Below are 17051 nucleotides of genomic sequence, written 5' to 3' on the forward strand. Positions count from 1 at the left end.
ATCAACCGCCAGAACCTGCGCTCGATCTCCCTCGGCATCCGCGGACGCCCCATCGACACCACCCCGATCTGCTGGGGTGTTGCATCGACCCCTTGAACCCGAGGCCCGCTTTTCCGCGGAAAAGCGGTTCGTCAGACGACGGCGGAGACCGCGAGCACGCCCAGCAGGCCGACGACGGAGATGATCGTCTCCATCACCGACCAGCTCTTGATGGTCTGGCCCACCGTCATCCCGAAGTACTCCTTGACCAGCCAGAAGCCGGCGTCGTTGACGTGGGAGAAGAACAGCGAACCCGCACCGATCGCCAGCGCGAGCAGGGCGACGGTCGAGGAGTCCAGGTCCGCGGCCAGCGGGGCGACGATGCCCGCGGCGGTGATCGTGGCGACGGTGGCCGACCCGGTGGCCAGCCGGATGCCGACCGCGACCAGCCAGCCCAGGACCAGCGCGTTGAGGTTCAGGTCCTCGGCCGCGCGCCCCACGAGGTCTCCCACACCCGCGTCGACGAGCACCTGCTTGAAGCCACCGCCCGCGGCGACGATCAGCAGGATGCCCGCGATCGCCGGCAGCGAGCCGCCGACGATGGAGGAGATCCGCTCGCGGTCGTAGCCGACCGCGACGCCGAGGGTGAACATCGCCAGGATCACGCCCGCCAGCAGGGCGACGACCGGGGTACCGGCGACGTCGAGGATCGAGCGCAGCCGCGTGCCCTCGTCGAGGGTGAGCTCGGCGATCGCGCGCAGCAGCATGAGCACCACCGGCAGCAGCACCGTGACGACGGTGGCGGCGAGCCCGGGCCGCCGACGGACCGGCGTCCCCGTGGACGTCGCGGTGGAGGTGGCCACCGCGGCGCGCTGCTCGTCCTCGTCCGGGGTGCCCAGGTCGGCCCGCGCGGGGCTCGGTGAGGAGCCGTCGTCGGCCGGTCCGCCGCCCACCGTCGCCGGCAGCGGCAGGTCGATCCGCTGGCTGATCCAGCTGCCGAAGACCGGCCCCGCGAGGATCACGCACGGGACGGCCACGATCAGGCCGAACAGCAGCGTGCGCCCCAGGTCCGCGCCGAGGGCGTCGATGGCCACCAGCGGTCCCGGGTGCGGCGGCACCAGCCCGTGCAGCACGGACAGGCCGGCCAGCGCGGGGATGCCGACGAGGAGCACCGGGAGCGAGCTGCGGCGGGCGACCAGCAGCACGATGGGCACCAGCAGGACGACGCCGACCTCGAAGAACAGCGGGATGCCGATGAGCGCGGCCACCCCGCCCATCGCCCAGGGCAGCCGGTGCGCCGAGACGTTGTCGATGAACGCCGAGACGACGCGGTCGGCACCCCCGGACTCGGCGAGCAGACCCCCGATCATGGCGCCCAGCGCGATCAGCAGGCCGACGCTGCCGACGGTCGCGCCGACCCCGCCGGTGAAGCTGGTAATGGTGTCCTCGGCGGCCAGCCCGCCCACCGTGCCCAGCACCGCCGCCCCGAGGATCAGGGCGAGGAACGGGTGCACCTTCAGCCACGTGATGAGCAGGACGACGGCGGCGATGCCGAGGATCGCGGCGGTGATGAGCCGGGCGTCGCTGCCCGACGCCTCGACCGCCTCGGCGGCGAGCAGGTTCATGGCGATGCCTCCGGGCGGTCGGTCGAGGACCGGGGTGCGCGGTCCCGGCCGAGGGTGGCGATCAGGTCGTCGACCACCCCGTCCGGTGATCCGGCACCGGAGATCTCCGCCCCCGCCTCGTCCGGCTGGAGCGGTTCGAGGGTGGCGAGCTGGCTGTCGAGCAGGGACGCGGGCATGTAGTGCCCCGTCCGTCCCTCGATCCGGAAGCGCAGCAGCTCCGGGTCGACGGTCACGTGGGCGAACCAGACCGACGGCCGCCCCTCGCGGAGCAGGTCGCGGTAGCTGCGCTTGAGCGCCGAGCAGGTGACGACGACGGAGCGGCCGGTCGCCTCGCGCTGGTCGATCCAGCCGCCGATGGTGCGCAGCCACGGCCAGCGGTCGTCGTCGTCGAGCGGGCGCCCGGCGGCCATCTTCTCCACGTTGGCCCGCGGGTGAAAGTCGTCGCCCTCGGCAAACTCCCAGCCCAGCCGCTCGGCGAGCCGCTCGGCCACCGTCGTCTTCCCGGCGCCGGACACCCCCATGACGACCACCGTGGTGGGCGGGACCGTGCCGTCGGCCTGCATGGACCGACGGTAGGCCTGCCCGCCCGGCGGGGCGACCCCTCAGGCGGAGGCGAGCGCGGCCAGCAGCTCGGGCCAGGCGGTGCTGCGCGGGTCGATGACGGCGAAGTGCCCGCCCTCGACCTCGACGAGGCCCGCCGAGGGATGGGCCGCGACGTACGACCGGCCCAGGGCGAGCGGGACGATGGCGTCGTCGGTGCCGTGCACGACCGTGACCGGGGCCGCGGGCACGGGCTGCCGCACCGGGTCGAGGTCCGGCCGGTCGGCCGCGGCCCCTCCTAGGAAGGCGCGCACGGCGCCGTCGCCCAGGGCGAGCTCCTCGCCGAGCCGGAGGTCCGCGACCGGCGCCAGCGCGACCACGCCGGCCAGCGGGGGTGTCCGCGGATCGGCGGCGGCCTGCAGCACGAGGTGCCCTCCGGCGGAGTGCCCGGCCAGCACCAGGCGCCCGTCGCAGGCCCCGGCGAGCTCGGGCACCCCGGCCAGGTACCGGAGGGCCGCGGCGACGTCGTCCACCGTGTCGTCGGGCCGGCCAGGCACCCGCCGGTACTCGATCGCCGCGGTCGTCCAGCCGGCCTCGGCCAGCGCCGCCGTCAGCGGCCGCAGGTGCACGCGGTCGTAGGCGGGCCGCCAGAAGCCGCCGTGCACGAGCACCACGAGCGCCCGCCCCTCCGCGCCGGGCCCGCCGAGGCGAACGTCGACGACGGCGTCGGGGTGGTCGCCGTACCGGAGCTCGCGGTCGGGCCGGGGAGCGGGCAGCTGCAGGACCGAGCGGTCCTCGGCGGCGCTCATCCCAGCTGCGGGGAGTCGGCCCGCAGGCTGTCCAGGGCCGGGCCGTACATGCGCGTCTTGATGGTGCCGAGCGTCGCGCCGGCCTTCCCGGCCAGCGCGCCCGCGAGCTCCACCGCGGCCGACCGGACGGCGTCCTCGGCGACGGCCTGGTCGACGATCCCGGCGTCGGCGGCCTCGGCGCCGCCGTAGCGGCGGCCGGTGGTCATCGCGACGTGCGCGGTCTGCGGCGCCAGGCGGGACTGGATGAGCGCCGACATCCCGGGGGTGAAGGGGATCTGGATGTCGACCTCGGGCAGGCACCAGAAGCCGCGGTCGCCGCGCATGACCCGGACGTCGTGGCTCAGCGTGAGCATCGCGCCGGCGGCGAAGGCGTGGCCCTGGATCGCGGCCACCGTGGGCAGCGGGAGGGTGAGCACGCGGGCGAGCAGGTGCTGGACCGCGGACACGTACCCGCTGCGCTCCGCCTCGTGGCCGGCGAGCCACTCGAGGTCCAGTCCGTTGGAGAAGAACTTGCCGGTGGCGGTGGTGACGAGCGCCCGCGGGCCGTCGGCCTGCTCCACCTCGTCGAGGGCGGCGTCCACCGCAGCCAGCCAGTCGGGGTGGAAGCGGTTCTCGGTGTCCCCGAGGTCGAGCAAGAACACGTCGCCGGAGCGGTCCAGGGTGGGCATGGCGGGTCCTTCCGGAGGGGTCGATCGGCTCGGGCCCGCCTACCGCGCCGGCGGCGGGGGCCCGTCTCGACGCCGATCATGCCGTCCGGCCGTGCGCGTCCCGCTCGGGGCGTCGGGACGGGGCCGGGCGGAGCGGACCTCAGCCGGGCCGGCGCCACACAGAGACGGCGCTCTCGCTGTCGGCGGTGAACGGCCGCCCGTGCCAGTCGGCCACCCGGCGGACCGGCTCGAGCCCGGCCAGCTGCGCCATGAGGTCGAGCTCGGCGGGCCAGACGTAGCGGTGGTTGCTCGCGGCGTACCGGACGGTGCCGTCGTCCTCCCGCCAGTAGTGGTGGGAGGTGCCCTGCTGGGTCACGAGGTCGAGGGTGTCGAAGCCGACGTGGCGCCCGCCGACGTGGAAGGGGACCGCCGTCTGCCCCGGCGCGAGACGCCGCAGCTGCGGAACGCCCAGCTCGACGACGAAGTGCCCACCCGGGGCCAGGTGCCGCGCGGCGTTGCGGAAGCACTCGACCTGCCCGCGCTGGGTGCGCACGTTCCCGAGGCTGTTCCACACCACGTAGACCAGGGAGAACGGGCCCGGCGCGGTGGCGGTGGCCATGTCGCCGACGACGACCGGGAGGTCGGGGCGCTTGCGGTGGAGCTGGTCGGCCATGGGCTGCGACAGCTCGATGCCGGTGACCGGCACGCCCCGGGTCGCCAGCGGGATGGCCACCCGGCCGGTGCCGACGGCGAACTCCAGGGCCGGCCCCTCCCCCGCCAGCGCGGCCAGGAAGTCCACCGCGGGGTCGAGGACCTCGGGCCGGAACATGTGCGCCGACGTGCGGTCGTAGCCGGCCGCCGTCTCCTTGTCCCACACGTCGCTGCTCGTCACGGCTGCGGAGCCTGACCGGTGACGCCCGGCAGCGCCATCGAGTTACTTGCATCACAGCTGGGCAACATTCATGGGTCGAACTAGTGACTCACATCACGGCGCACGGTAGAGATCGCGCTTAGCGCCACGGGCGCCCGCCGCCGCGGCACCCTGCCCGCGTACCGGTGGCTCTGCACGCGAACGGCTGAGGAGACAACACATGCGAGGACATCGACGTCCGACCGAGGTCCCGTGGAAGCGGGCTCTCGCTTCCCTGGGGCTCGTAGGAGTACTGCTCGGCACCGCCGCCTGCGGGGGGGACGACGGTGGCGGGAGCGGGTCCGGCGAGGAGGGCGTCCAGGCCGACGAGTTCTCCGAGCAGGGTGACCCCGTCGAGGGCGGCGAGATCACGGTGGGTCTGGAGGCCGAGACCAACAGCTGGCTGCCCGGTGAGGGCAGCTTCAGCAACTCGGGCACGACGGTCGCCTATGCCATCTACGACCCGCTGATCAAGCGGACGGCGGAGGGCGAGTTCCAGCCCTACCTCGCGGAGTCGATGGAGCCGAACGCGGATCTGACCGTGTGGACGCTCAAGCTCCGGCCGAACGTGCAGTTCCACGACGGCACGCCGCTGAACGCCGAGGCGCTCAAGACGATCTTCGACGAGTACCTCACCGCGCCGACGTCCAACGTGCGGAACACGCTGGCCGACGTCACCGCGCTCAACGTGGTGGACGACCTCACGGTGGAGTACGTCCTCTCCGAGACCAACGCCGCGTTCCCGTCGGTCCTCACCGGTTCCCCGGGCTGGCCGTTCTCGCCGACGGCGGCCGCGGCCGCCGGTCCCGACGCCGGCTCCGAGCCCGTCGGCACCGGCCCCTTCTCGTTCGTCTCCTGGCAGCGCGACAACGCCTTCGTCGTGGAGAAGAACGAGAACTACTGGCGGGAGGGCCTGCCCTACCTCGACGGCATCACGTTCCGGCCGATCCCCGACGAGGACACCCGCGTCTCCAGCCTGCAGAGCGGTGACATCGACGTGATGCAGACGCTGCGGCAGAGCACGGTCCAGCGCGCCCGCGACCTCGACGGCGTGGACAACTACGAGTACCTGGGCAACAACGCCGGTGGGTCGATCATCAACTCGTCCATCGCGCCGTTCGACGACCTGCGGGTGCGGCAGGCCCTGGCCTACGCCATCGACCAGCCGGCGCTCATCGACGTCATCGGCGGTACCGGGCTGACCCCCGCCGCCACCCAGTACTTCAGCCCGGACAGCCCCTTCTACTCCGAGGAGGTGGCCGAGGCCTTCCCGACCTACGACGTGGAGCAGGCCCAGGAGTTCTACGACGACTACATCAACGACCCGCAGCGCTCGGACGGTCAGCCGGTCGGGACCGACATCGCCTTCACCTACCGCTGCCCGCCGGACCCGACCCTCAACGAGCTGTCGCAGCTGTACCAGAACTTCTGGAGCCAGCTGGGCATGGACGTCTCGCTGGAGACCGTCGAGCAGGCGGCGCACGTGCAGAACGGCATCTCGAAGGAGTACGAGGTGCAGTGCTGGCGCGTCGGGGACGAGCAGGACCCCTACGTGACGCTGCGGAACGCGTTCACCGAGGGCCCGCTCAACTTCACCGGGTACACCAGCTCGGCGATCGACGAGGGGCTGGAGACGCTGCGCACCACGACGGACGTCGCGGAGCGTCAGGCCGCGGTCGAGGCCATCGGCATGGACATCGCCGAGAACGTGCCGAACCTCTTCACCGGCTACACCCTCACCGACGTCGCGGTGCGGGACGTGGTGAAGAACGTGGACGGCTGGACCTTCCCCGACGAGGCCGAGGGTGACGGCGTCCCGGGTGCCACCACGATGTGGGGCGAGGTCTGGACGACCGAGTAGCAAGCACCACCGAGGACACGACGGCCCGGGCGGACCACCGCCCGGGCCGTCGTGCATCTGCGGCACCGGGGCGTTCGTGCGCGAGCGTCGATCAGTCGCGCTGCGGCTCCGGCCTGGACTGCCAGTCGATCTCGTCCTGCTCGCGATCGGCGGAGGCCGCGGCCCGGTCGCGCGCAGCCGCCTCGCGGTCGAGTCGGGCGTGCTCCCGGTCCTGGCCGGACGCGAGTCTGTCCTGTCGCGCGGCCTGGCGATCGGCGTCGTCGGCGTCGCGGTCAGCCGCTGCCCTCGCTCGTTCCTCCCGGGCCTGCGACTGCCGGCTCACCTCCATCTCCCGGTCGATGGCGGCTTGCTGCTCCTCCGCGTCGGAGCGCTCCTCCCCCGAGGTGCGCGGAGCGGACGCCGACGGCTCGTGCGCGGCACTGCGCTCCGCTGCGGCGGTGGCCCGGCGGCCGGCGGCAACCGCTCGGTCGATGGCTCGCTCGTCCCGCTCGCGGGCCCGGTCGTCGCGGTGGCGGGCGGCGTCCTCGCGCGCGTCCGCGGCGTCGTCCCGCTGCCGGGCGGCGTCGTCGCGATCGTGACGTCGCTGATCCCGCCGCGCGTCCCCGCCGGCGCTCTCCGCACGCACGTCGATCTCCGCCATGCGACCACGATCCCACCCCGACGATCCGCTGGGACATCGGCAGCCTGACCGAAAGGTCCCGTCCGCCGGGACGGACGAGAGCGGTGCCGACGCCGACGCTCGACGAGCCGGCCTGCATGCCACCAGAATCGACTCAGGGCGTCCCTCCGGCGGAGGAACGCCCCGATCATCGAGGTTGAGGCGAAGGGACTCGAACCCCTGGACACAAACTGCCGGGCCGTCATGATCGCCCCTCTGGCGGCCAATTAGTACTCCGCACACCAACCGACGTGCGCGTTCCGACAACGGCCAACGTCAACAGACTCTGGGCGAGCGTCGCCGACTAAGACAAGACCGCAAACCGAACATCTCTGACGCAGCGCGATTGCGGTGAGGGCGCACGTATACCAGAGGGGGCCGGGGAACCAGCGGCGGAGCGAGTGCGGTCGCCTATTAGGTACCGCTCGTTTCGACGAGTGGACCAGACGACGTTACCCACTCCCCCTCGTCGCGCATGATGAAACGGTCAGGAACGCGTAAGCCGCGGCTAAAGAACATGTACTCTCGGCCTACTTTCTGCACCTGGGCCGTATGCGAGATGCCGAAGCGCAGACAGCGGAACTGATGATATAGAGCTCGCGTCCGATCATCAGCGTCATAGGTCAGAATCCATGGGTGTGGCGACTTGGCCAATACCTCGTGAAGACGCGCGTGCTCAAGCCAGGAGTGGTCGGTCATATACAACTCTTCACCGGGTACAACATATGGCGGGTCAACGTAGAGGAGTATTGGCCTCGTGCGCCGGTTGAGAAGTCGAATCAGGTCGATAGCGCGCTGCTGCCTGACATCAATTTGCGGAGCAAGGGCAGAAAGCCTTTTCAGGCGCTGAATCAGGTCCGTTTTATTGAAACGAGCATCGATTAGCCACTGCCCCTTTTGCTCAAGGCCTCCGATGGGACGAGCACTCAGAATTCCGGACCGGTTTGTCCTGTTGAGGAAGAATGTGGCAAAGCCGAGAGTTAAGTCGTCGCGACCACTAGGCGTCAAGTAGATCTCCCGCTGCCTGTGCCAGCTCGCCAAGTCCACGGAGCAGTCAGCTATACGTTGAACGAACGCATCAGTCTCGTGCAACGCCGCACGCCAAAAGGCGGCAATTCCCGGATTTAAGTCATTGATGATTAGCCGCGAGACGCGGCCGTCGTAGAGTAACTGCAAGCCAGCTCCGGCCCCGCCTGCATAGGGTTCACAGTAAGTCGCGACGGGACTCGACTGGCTAGCCATTACGCGTGCAAGGTACGGAGCTAGACGCGCCTTACCACCGGGATAGCGGAGCGGAGAGAGGTATTGTGGACCGCTCACTGCACAGACTCGTTGATGCTGTTGAGCAGTGGCGTGAAGGCCGCACTAAAGCGTCTTGCCAGATGGGGGTCAGCCTTGGCTGAGGGATTGTGCATAAACTGATGCATGTATACGACGCCGATGCCACTGGTCTCCAAGTGTGCCTGCACGAGGTCTTGCCTTGTCCGCTTGGGTCTGTCGATTTGCGGGTCTAAACTTTCGAGACAGCCCCGGATCTTGTCCCTCAGTGAATCGCTTTCCTTCTTACCCGACCACGCCAATACTTTGGGTTCAGATACCGCTAGCTCAAGAATTACGCGAGCGAGGACGCATGCAGCGGCGTAATTCTCCTCGATTGGCAACTGTCGGGCTTCTCGAAGCAGGCGCTGTAGGTTGGCCGACAGGTTCGGCAATCGAACGTTGGAGTAGAGCGTGCGCTCAGGTCTCTGGTCTCTTTGCCGCCCCCCGCCGAGCGTATCCGTCTCACCGGAGGACTCAGGTTCATTCTTGCCCTTGTCGTTGCTAACCGGCGGGGTAGCGGGTGCGGAGGAATTGGAGCTGGACCCGCCGTGCGCCGCGTCTGATTCTCTAGTTGGGTCGCTACCCCTGCGCGGAGGCGAGTACGGGTAGTCGGCCAGCCGTTGAGCCTCGGGAAGCGATTGCGCCGCGGCGGGAAGGACAGCTCCAGCCTCATTAAGCAGATCGCTGCGCACGCTGTCGTTCTTGAAAGCGTCAACCGATCGCTCCTCGAGCACCTGAAACGCCCAGCGGAAGTATCCGTGAAGTTCGCTTGCCGTGTGTCGCGCCCAGAGGGTTTGCGGCCCGTTCTCGTTGACTTGTCGCATCGTGAATTGCATGCGGGCAAGCATCACGCCGCTAAAAAGGCGGCCGATGTTGGTCAACTTCTCAACACGGACTCGTTTGATGCGGTCAACCAGGTCTAGGTCCGCCTGATAGGCCTCGGTCAACTCATCGGCGATCGCTATCGACCGCGCAGTCCCGCTGTCGATCGGAGCCCGCATTCGTTGTCTATGACGAGCATTCTGCTCGGCGCTCCAAACACGGACGCCAACACCATCGTTCGCACCGGTGTGACGCAGGGTGATCCAATGGTCGGCCTCGTCGCGATCAGCAGCTACCGCACAATACACCGAGCTGGGCGGCGCACCCCCGGTCCTTTTCAACCGCTCAAAAGCGTTTCGGTGGGCGGGGTCGTCCGCAAGCCTCGGATCGTCGATGAGTTTCAAAGCCGCAAAACGCCGGTTGCCCTCAAGCACGACAAACTTTGTGCCGTCCTTCATGACGATAGGCAGCTCGGTGGGGTTCACCTCCCCCCGCTCCATTAGGTCACGGGCCAGCGCCAGCAGTTGGCTGTACCCCTCACCTAAGAGGCGGTTGATCGCCTCTCGGTCGTTGGAGGTGCCATCGGGAAGCCGGGGGTTCTGCGGATCGAGCAGGATCTGAGCAGGCCGAAGTTGCTTGTAGTCCACCATACCCCCGTCGTCCTGGTCAGCTCTATGTACGCGAGCCTAGACGGCCCCCTCGAGCTGACGAACCGTCGACGCCTTGGAGGTTGCCGCTCGAGTGAGAGCTGATACTTATGCGCCAACTGATGCGACGGCACTGCGTCCAGATCCTTGCTCACGGGCCACCGGTTTCATGCGGAGTTCGTTGATCCGCACCTTTCGGCTCTTCCTCTTGGTCATCGGGGCTCGGCGCCCTGCGTTGTCGTGATGCTGGCATGGACGCGTAAGGTTCGCCTGATTCGTGCGTGTGGATGGCGCTTCGAGGGCCTATCGGGTCTCTCGGGCATCGGAGCGTGGGCGGGCGGACAGCCGCTTGACCGGCGGTGGTGTCGGAATTAGGCGACCGCGCTGAGCGCCTGTAGGACGGCTACACGATGGCTGACACCATGCTGCTGAGCGAGAGCGCACACCCGCGGGTCGTCATGGAGCTGCTCGGACACAGCCGGCTGCGCACGACGTTGGCCGTCTACAGGCACGTGTTGTCAGAACTGGATCGGGAACCCGCCGACCGGATGAGCGCCCTGCTGCCGCCAGGTAAGGGTGGGCGAACTGGAACCAGAGACGACTCAGGCCGCTCCCCAGAAGGGGAACGGCCTGGTCATCGGGGTGGAGCTGAGGGGACTCGAACCCCTGACCCCCACACTGCCAGTGTGGTGCGCTACCAGCTGCGCCACAGCCCCGAACCGACCCGGTCTGGTGCGTCCGGGCCGGGAGTAACTGTACAGGGGTGGACGCGCAGCACCGCGCAGGGGTGGTGGCGCCGCACCGCGCGCCGCCACCACCGGCCTACGAGTGTCAGGCCTGCTTCATCTGCGCGATCCGGATGTGGTTGCCGAACGGGTCGCGCAGCCCGAAGTCGATGCCGTAGGGCTGGTCGACCGGTTCCTCGGTGATCTCCACGCCCTTGGCTGTGAGCTCGGCGTGGGTCTTGTAGGCGTCGTCGCACGCGAAGAAGAGGTGCCCGCCGGCCGCGCCCTTGGAGATCAACTCGCGCACCTGCGCGGCGGTCTCCTCGCTCAGCGACGGCGCGCCCGGCTTCTCGAGCAGCACGGCCCGGTCGGGCTGCCCGGGCAGGTTGACGGTCAGCCAGCGCATGGGGCCGAAGTTCATGTCGGCCTGGACCTCGAAGCCGAGCTTGCCGACGTAGAAGTCGAGCGCGGCGTCCTGGTCGGGGACGTAGATCTGGGTGATGGTGATCGAGGTCAGCATGAGCCGAACGCTAGGAGCGCTCACTCCCCCGGCGCTTCTCCGAAACTGCTCGGTCGCGCCCACGCCATCGCGAAGCAGGTCGGCACCGGAGGGAGGGGGCCGCGACGGCGGTACGCGCTCGGCGGCTCACCCACGACGTCGCGGAACACCCGGCTGAACGTGCCGAGGCTGGCGAAGCCGACGTCCATGCAGATGTCGGTGACGCTGCGGTCGGTGGAGCGCAGCAGGAACATGGCCCGCTCGACGCGGCGCCGCTGCAGGTAGCGGCTGGGCGTCTCGCCGAAGGTCGCCCGGAAGCTCCGGATGAAGTGCGCCTCCGACACGTAGGCGATGCGGGCCAGCGTCGCGACGTCGAGCGGCTCGGCGTAGCGCCGGTCCATGGCGTCGCGCGCCCGCAGCAACCGGCGGTTGCTCTCCTCCGTCGACCGGCTCACGGGCGGAACCCTAGGTCCCGCCTCAGATGTCGACGCCGCGCTCGCGCAGCCAGGGCAGCGGGTTGATCCGCGTGCCGTCGATCCCGCCCTCGTGCACCTCGAAGTGCAGGTGCGGCCCGGTGGACTGCCCACGGTTGCCGAGCAGGGCGATCGTGTCGCCGGCGTCCACGTAGTCACCGGGCTCCACGAGGATCTCGTCCATGTGGCCGTAGACGGTCACGTCGCCGTTCTCGTGGAGGATGTACACCGCCAGGCCGAAGCCCGAGGCGGAGCCCGCGCGCAGCACGACGCCGTCGGCCGCCGCGTACTCGGGGGTGTGCATCGGGGCGGCCAGGTCGATGCCGTAGTGGAAGGTGCCCCATCGGCTGCCATAGCCGCTGGTCAGCCGGGCACCGTCGACCGGCAGCACCGTCTTGGGCCGGGCGGCCTCGGCGGCGGCTGCCGCAGCGGCCTCCGCCGCCACGGCCGCCTCGGCGCGGGCCGCCCGGGACGCGGCCACCTCCCGGAGCCGGGCCTCGGCCTCGGCCACGGTGACCGACGCCTGCGGCAGCACCTCGAGCTGCTCCTCGGCGCCGAGCATCTCCTGCTGGGCGGCGAGCACCGACGTGCTCTCCGACGCCGCGCCGGCCGGACCGCCGAGGCCCACGACCGCGGCTGCCAGACCGCCGGTCAGCAGCGCCCCGAGCAGGACGGCGGGACGACGGGACGGACGGGGGCGGGCCGCACGCCGGGAGTGCCTGCTGGGCGCCCGGTGGCGGGACGGTTCCGCCGCGACCAGGAGGTCGGTCGGGGTGTCGGAGCCCAAGCCTGCGTGCATGCACCTGCCCGTTTCAGCGTGACGTCGGCCGGGGGAAGCGGCCGGCACTCATCGAAACATTCCGTGACTTCTTCGTGACCAGGTGTACGGCGTGTCATCGGAGACACGCCGAGTGAGACGTCGCTCACGTCCCACCCGTCACAGGCGGGACGGACATCGATGTCAGACGCCCGGTCGATGAGCGGGGTCACACCCGTCCGGGCGACCGCCGGTTTAGGAGCGTCCGCGCATGGCAATGTCGGGTCTCCCGGCGTGGAGCAAACGCGCCTCTCCGTACGCCCTGCCTCCGGTTGCGACCTGATGACATGTGCGCCGGAACCATTGCGCGGCCGAGGGCCGCACCCGTGTACTGCTGATCCGCACCGGTCCGGAATCCGGCCGGCCGCCGCAGTCGGCAGCACGGACGAGGACGAAGGAGGGGTGTGATGACGCAGGCCGAGATCCTGCCGTTCTCCTCCGCGCCCGCCTCCCGCTCGGCCGGGCCGGAGATCCTCCCGCTGACCGAGCAGTCCCTGGGTTCCTTCACCGACCAGCTCCTGGTGCCGACCTACGACCGCGCGGCCCTCACGCCCGCCGTCGTCCACTTCAGCGTCGGCGGCTTCCACCGCGCGCACCAGCTGCTCTACTTCGACGAGGTCGCCGAGCGCCGGATCAGCAGCGACTGGGGCGTGGTCGGCGTCGGCCTCAACAGCCGCACCATGAAAGAGGCGCTGGCCCCCCAGGACCACCTCTACACGGTCGTGGAGCGCAGCCCCGACGGCGAGCGCGCCCGCGTCGTCGGCGTGATGATCGACTACCACTTCGCCCCCGAGGACCCGGCCCGCGTGCTGGACCTGCTCACCGATGAGCGCACCCGGATGGTCTCGCTGACCATCACCGGCAGCGGTTACCGGCTGAGCCCCTCGACCGGCGCCTTCGACGCCGACGACGACGACATCCGGGCCGACCTGCGCAACCCGGCGCGCCCGCGGACCGTCTTCGGCTACCTCGTCGAGGCGCTGGACCGTCGCCGTCGCGCCGGCCTGCCGCCGTTCACCGTCGTGTCCTGCGACAACATGCACCGCAACGGCGACGCCGCCCGGGCGGCCGTGGTCGGCTTCGCCCGGCTGCGCGACGAGGTGCTGGCCCGCTGGATCACCGACCGGGTCGCCTTTCCCAGCAGCATGGTCGACCGCATCACCCCGCACACGCCCCCGGGCGAGCGCGAGGCCGTCGCGCGTCGCTACGGCGTCGACGACCGCTGGCCGGTCATCACCGAGCCGTTCTCGCAGTGGATCATCGAGGACTCGTTCAGCAACGGCCGCCCGCCGCTGGACCAGGTCGGCGTCCGCTTCGTGCCCGACGTCGGCGCCTACGAGCTGATGAAGACGCGGCTGCTCAACGCCAGCCACTGCGCGCTGGGCTATCTCGGCTCACTGGCCGGGCTGGGCACCCTCGACCAGGTCATGGCCGAGCCGGTGTTCGCCCACTACGTCGAGCGGCTGATGGACGACGAGGTCACGCCGCTGCTGCCCCCGCCCGAGGGCATCGACCTGGCCGACTACAAGCGCACGCTGCTGCAGCGCTTCGCCAACCCGGCGATCTCCGACGGGCTCCCCCGCCTGTGCCGCCGCGGCTCCACCAAGATGCCGCACCACCTGCTGCCGTCGCTGGAGGAGGCGCTGGCCGCCGGGCGCCCGCACCGGCTGCTCACCCTCGCCGTCGCCGGGTGGTTCCGGTACCTGCGCGGCACCGACGAGACCGGCACACCGCTGGTGATCGACGATCCGCACGCCGAGCGGCTGCGGGCGCTGGCGCGCGTCGGCGGCACCGACCCGCGGCCGCTGCTCGGCCTCCGGGCGCTCTTCGGCCGGCTCGTGGACGACGCCGTGTTCGTCGACGAGCTCCAGCAGGCCCTGGAACAGCTCGACCGCGACGGCGTCCGCGCCACGCTGGCCGCCGGCACCGCCGTGCCGCTCCGCTAGCCGGCCCGCCGCCACCCCCGATCCACCACTCCCCCGCCCTACCGATCGACAGGAGACCACCCGGTGCCGACCGTTCCGCCGTCGCTCCCCGAGCAGGTGACCCACCTGCTCTGCGACGCCGACGGCAACCTCTTCCCCTCCGAGGAGCCGGCGTTCGAGGCCTCCGCCGAGGTCACCAACGCCTTCCTCGCCTCGCTCGGGATCGACCGGAGCTACACCCCCACCGAGCTCCGGACGGCGGCCACCGGCATGAACTTCCGGTCCACGGCGGCCACCCTCGCCGCACAGGCCGGTCACCCCGACGTCGACGTCGAGCCGTGGGTCGCCGAGGAGCGCCGGGCGGTCACCGAGCACCTGGGCCGCACCCTGCGGCCGCACCCGCCGACGCAGGAGGCGCTGCGCCGCCTGGCGGAACGCTTCACGCTCGCCGTCGTCAGCTCCAGCGCACTCGCCCGGCTGGCGGTCTGCTTCACCGCGACCGGCCTCGACGACCTCCTCCCGGCCGGCCGCCGGTTCAGCGCCGAGGACTCCCTCCCCACGCCGACCAGCAAGCCCGACCCGGCCGTCTACCGGCACGCGTGCGCGCAGCTGGGCATCGCACCGGAGCAGGGCCTGGCCGTCGAGGACGCCGTCGCGGGGGTCCGGTCCGCCGTCGCCGCCGGCTGCCCCGTCGTCGGCAACCTGCTGTTCGTGCTGCCCGAGGAGCGCGCGGAGCGGTCGGCCGCGCTGCTGGACGCGGGCGCGCTCGCCGTCGTCTCCTCGTGGTCGGAGCTGGCCGACCTGCTGCTTCCGGCGCTCGCCGGCCGGCCCGTGGAGATGGCCCGATGAACATCGTCTACGTCGCCTTCCGCGGCCACTTCTCCGACAGCCCCCGTGCGCTGTACACCGAGATCCGGGCCCGCGGGATCGAGGCCACCCACACGTGGCTGTCCGCACCGCACACCGAGTCGACCTTCCCCGACGACGTCACGACCGTCCCCTTCGGCAGCCCGGAGTCCATCGCCGCGCTCGAGGCCGCGGACCTGGTCATCTCCAACGACCACATCCCGCTGGACTGGGAGAAGCGGCCGGGCACGACCTACCTCCAGACCTGGCACGGCACCATGCTCAAGCGGGTGCACAACGACGTGCTGTGGGCACCCGAGGGCCGGCTGGCCTACCTGGACCAGGACATCGCCCGCTGGGACCTGCTGCTGTCCCCCAACGCGGTCACCACCGAGCGGCTCCGCAAGGCGTTCGGCTTCACCGGGCCCATCCACGAGACCGGTCTGCCGCGCAACGACCTGCTGCACAGCCCGCAGCGCGACGAGGTGCGCGCCCGGGTCCGCGCCGGCCTCGGCATCGGCGAGGACCAGCGGGTGGTGCTCTACACCCCGACCTGGCGCGATGACCTCGTCTTCGAGGGCGCCGAGGGCCGCAGCTTCGAGTTCCCGGTCGACCTCGGGGCGTTCGCCGAGCGGCTGGGCGCCGACCACGTGCTGCTACTCCGGCTGCACAACATGGTGCTGGACCGGCTGGACCCCGTGGAGGGCTCGGTCGTCCGCGACGTCAGCAACTACGCCGACATCCAGGACCTGTACCTGGCCGCCGACGTGATGGTGACCGACTACTCCTCGACGATGTTCGACTTCGCCAACACCGGCCGGCCGATGGTGTTCTTCACCTACGATCTGGACCGGTACCGGGACGAGCTGCGAGGCTTCTACTTCGACCTGGAAGAGGTCGCCCCGGGCCCGCTCGTGCACACCAGCGCGGAGCTGGTCGAGGCGATCGCCGACATCGACCGGGTCGCCGAGCAGCACGCCGCGCGCTACGCGCGCTTCCAGGAACTCTTCACCCATCTCGAGGACGGCGCCGCGACCCGGCGGGTCCTCGATCTCATCCTCCCGGACGCGACCGCGACCGGGCAGACCAGTTCGACCGAGGGAGATGATGCTGGTGCGCACCGGTGATCGAGTGCTCAACCCCGTACGGCGGGGCACGGCACCCCTCCCGCAGCGGACGACCGGCCCCCGGGGCGTGACGCAGTCCGTGCAGGTGATCATCCTGGCCGCCGGCATGGGCACCCGTCTGGGCCGCCAGGACCCGAAGCCGCTGACCCAGCTCCGCGACGGCCGCAGCATCCTGCAGCGCCAGCTCGACGGCCTGCGCGCCGTCCTGGGCGAGGACGTCTGCGTCACCGTCGTCGTCGGCTACCGCAGCAAGCGGATCATGAAGGCCGCGCCGGACCTGCTGTTCGCCTACAACCCTGACTTCGCCGACACGAACACCTCCAAGAGCCTGCTGCGCGGCCTGCGCACCACCCGCGAGGGCGGCGTGCTGTGGCTCAACGGCGACGTCGTGTTCGACCCGGCGGTCCTCGAGCTGGCGCTCCCGACCATCGCCGCCGACGAGAGCTTCGTCTGCGTGGACACCAACACCGTCGCCGACGAAGAGGTCAAGTACACCCTCGACGCCGACGGCTACGTGCAGGAGCTGTCCAAGACCGTCGTCGGCGGGCTGGGCGAGGCCGTGGGCATCAACTACGTGTCCTCGGCCGACAAGGCCACCCTGATCGACCACCTGGCCGCGTGCGGCGACCAGGACTACTTCGAGCGCGGCATCGAGACCGCGATCGCGACCGAGGGCCTCAAGGTCCGCGCGGTCGACATCTCGCAGTACAGCGCGGTCGAGGTGGACTTCGAGACCGACCTGGCGCGCGCCAACTCGCTGTTCTCCGTCAAGAAGAACACCGTCGCCGACGTCGGCTGAGCGCCGGCCGGCCGGGGGTGCT

Annotated in this window: 16 protein-coding genes and 1 tRNA gene; 5 read left to right on the forward strand and 12 right to left on the reverse strand. The window is 70.5% G+C overall.

Annotation, left to right across the window (positions count from 1 at the left end; all coding sequences use genetic code 11):
• Nucleotides 1–131: 131 nt before the first annotated feature.
• The 5 genes from DQ239_RS18885 to DQ239_RS18905 all read right to left on the reverse strand — a co-directional run bounded on the left by DQ239_RS18885 (nucleotide 132) and on the right by DQ239_RS18905 (nucleotide 4492).
• Nucleotides 132–1604 (reverse strand): SLC13 family permease, encoded by a 1473-nt coding sequence (locus tag DQ239_RS18885; RefSeq protein WP_113835968.1) that lies wholly within the window; start codon nucleotides 1602–1604, stop codon nucleotides 132–134.
• Complete coding sequence (locus DQ239_RS18890; RefSeq protein WP_113835969.1) at nucleotides 1601–2167, reverse strand: gluconokinase; 567 nt, start codon at nucleotides 2165–2167, stop codon at nucleotides 1601–1603. Before DQ239_RS18890 ends, DQ239_RS18885 begins: the two co-directional genes overlap by 4 nt.
• Nucleotides 2168–2206: 39 nt before the next feature.
• Nucleotides 2207–2953 carry an alpha/beta hydrolase gene (locus DQ239_RS18895; RefSeq protein ID WP_113835970.1) on the reverse strand — a complete coding sequence of 249 codons (747 nt, stop codon included), beginning with the start codon at nucleotides 2951–2953 and terminating at the stop codon, nucleotides 2207–2209.
• Nucleotides 2950–3621: an enoyl-CoA hydratase-related protein gene (locus DQ239_RS18900; RefSeq protein WP_113835971.1), complete on the reverse strand. Its 672-nt coding sequence runs from the start codon at nucleotides 3619–3621 to the stop codon at nucleotides 2950–2952. The genes DQ239_RS18895 and DQ239_RS18900 overlap by 4 nt, the downstream gene beginning before the upstream one ends.
• Before the next feature lie 139 nt (nucleotides 3622–3760).
• Nucleotides 3761–4492, reverse strand: a complete 732-nt coding sequence (locus DQ239_RS18905; protein ID WP_113835972.1) for a class I SAM-dependent methyltransferase — start codon at nucleotides 4490–4492, stop codon at nucleotides 3761–3763.
• Between the two features lie 199 nt (nucleotides 4493–4691).
• On the opposite strand from DQ239_RS18905, the gene DQ239_RS18910 reads away from it, so the two are divergent.
• Nucleotides 4692–6371 (forward strand): ABC transporter substrate-binding protein, encoded by a 1680-nt coding sequence (locus DQ239_RS18910; RefSeq protein WP_113835973.1) that lies wholly within the window; start codon nucleotides 4692–4694, stop codon nucleotides 6369–6371.
• A 91-nt stretch (nucleotides 6372–6462) separates the two neighbouring features.
• On the opposite strand, the gene DQ239_RS18915 is transcribed toward DQ239_RS18910, so the two are convergent.
• The 7 genes from DQ239_RS18915 to DQ239_RS18940 all read right to left on the reverse strand — a co-directional run bounded on the left by DQ239_RS18915 (nucleotide 6463) and on the right by DQ239_RS18940 (nucleotide 12314).
• The gene (locus tag DQ239_RS18915) at nucleotides 6463–7011 is read right to left on the reverse strand and encodes a hypothetical protein (RefSeq protein WP_113835974.1); all 549 of its coding nucleotides are present in this window, start codon (nucleotides 7009–7011) and stop codon (nucleotides 6463–6465) included.
• Between the two features lie 432 nt (nucleotides 7012–7443).
• Nucleotides 7444–8349 (reverse strand): DNA adenine methylase, encoded by a 906-nt coding sequence (locus DQ239_RS18920; RefSeq protein ID WP_199583176.1) that lies wholly within the window; start codon nucleotides 8347–8349, stop codon nucleotides 7444–7446.
• A complete protein-coding gene (locus tag DQ239_RS20185; RefSeq protein ID WP_147252176.1) occupies nucleotides 8346–9821 on the reverse strand; it encodes a hypothetical protein in 1476 nt (491 codons plus the stop codon). The genes DQ239_RS18920 and DQ239_RS20185 overlap by 4 nt, the downstream gene beginning before the upstream one ends.
• Before the next feature lie 640 nt (nucleotides 9822–10461).
• Nucleotides 10462–10534: transfer RNA gene (locus DQ239_RS18925), tRNA-Ala, on the reverse strand.
• A 115-nt stretch (nucleotides 10535–10649) separates the two neighbouring features.
• Nucleotides 10650–11063: a VOC family protein gene (locus tag DQ239_RS18930; protein ID WP_113835976.1), complete on the reverse strand. Its 414-nt coding sequence runs from the start codon at nucleotides 11061–11063 to the stop codon at nucleotides 10650–10652.
• Between the two features lie 20 nt (nucleotides 11064–11083).
• Entirely contained in the window at nucleotides 11084–11497 is a 414-nt protein-coding gene (locus tag DQ239_RS18935; protein WP_113835977.1) for an AraC family transcriptional regulator, read from the reverse strand.
• A 22-nt stretch (nucleotides 11498–11519) separates the two neighbouring features.
• Nucleotides 11520–12314, reverse strand: coding sequence for a M23 family metallopeptidase (locus tag DQ239_RS18940; RefSeq protein ID WP_113835978.1), 795 nt, complete (start codon nucleotides 12312–12314; stop codon nucleotides 11520–11522).
• 425 nt (nucleotides 12315–12739) lie between these two features.
• On the opposite strand from DQ239_RS18940, the gene DQ239_RS18945 reads away from it, so the two are divergent.
• The 4 genes from DQ239_RS18945 (at nucleotide 12740) to DQ239_RS18960 (ending at nucleotide 17029) form a co-directional block, all read left to right on the forward strand.
• The gene (locus DQ239_RS18945) at nucleotides 12740–14278 is read left to right on the forward strand and encodes a mannitol dehydrogenase family protein (RefSeq protein WP_113835979.1); all 1539 of its coding nucleotides are present in this window, start codon (nucleotides 12740–12742) and stop codon (nucleotides 14276–14278) included.
• Between the two features lie 63 nt (nucleotides 14279–14341).
• Nucleotides 14342–15106: an HAD family phosphatase gene (locus tag DQ239_RS18950; protein ID WP_113835980.1), complete on the forward strand. Its 765-nt coding sequence runs from the start codon at nucleotides 14342–14344 to the stop codon at nucleotides 15104–15106.
• Nucleotides 15103–16230: a CDP-glycerol glycerophosphotransferase family protein gene (locus tag DQ239_RS18955; RefSeq protein ID WP_113835981.1), complete on the forward strand. Its 1128-nt coding sequence runs from the start codon at nucleotides 15103–15105 to the stop codon at nucleotides 16228–16230. The genes DQ239_RS18950 and DQ239_RS18955 overlap by 4 nt, the downstream gene beginning before the upstream one ends.
• Before the next feature lie 67 nt (nucleotides 16231–16297).
• On the forward strand, nucleotides 16298–17029 hold the full coding sequence (locus DQ239_RS18960; protein WP_233489492.1) for a phosphocholine cytidylyltransferase family protein: 732 nt from the start codon (nucleotides 16298–16300) through the stop codon (nucleotides 17027–17029).
• Nucleotides 17030–17051 lie beyond the last annotated feature (22 nt).

This window comes from Blastococcus sp. TF02-09 (genome assembly GCF_003319105.1).
In the GTDB taxonomy this organism is placed as follows: Bacteria; Actinomycetota; Actinomycetes; order Mycobacteriales; family Geodermatophilaceae; genus Blastococcus.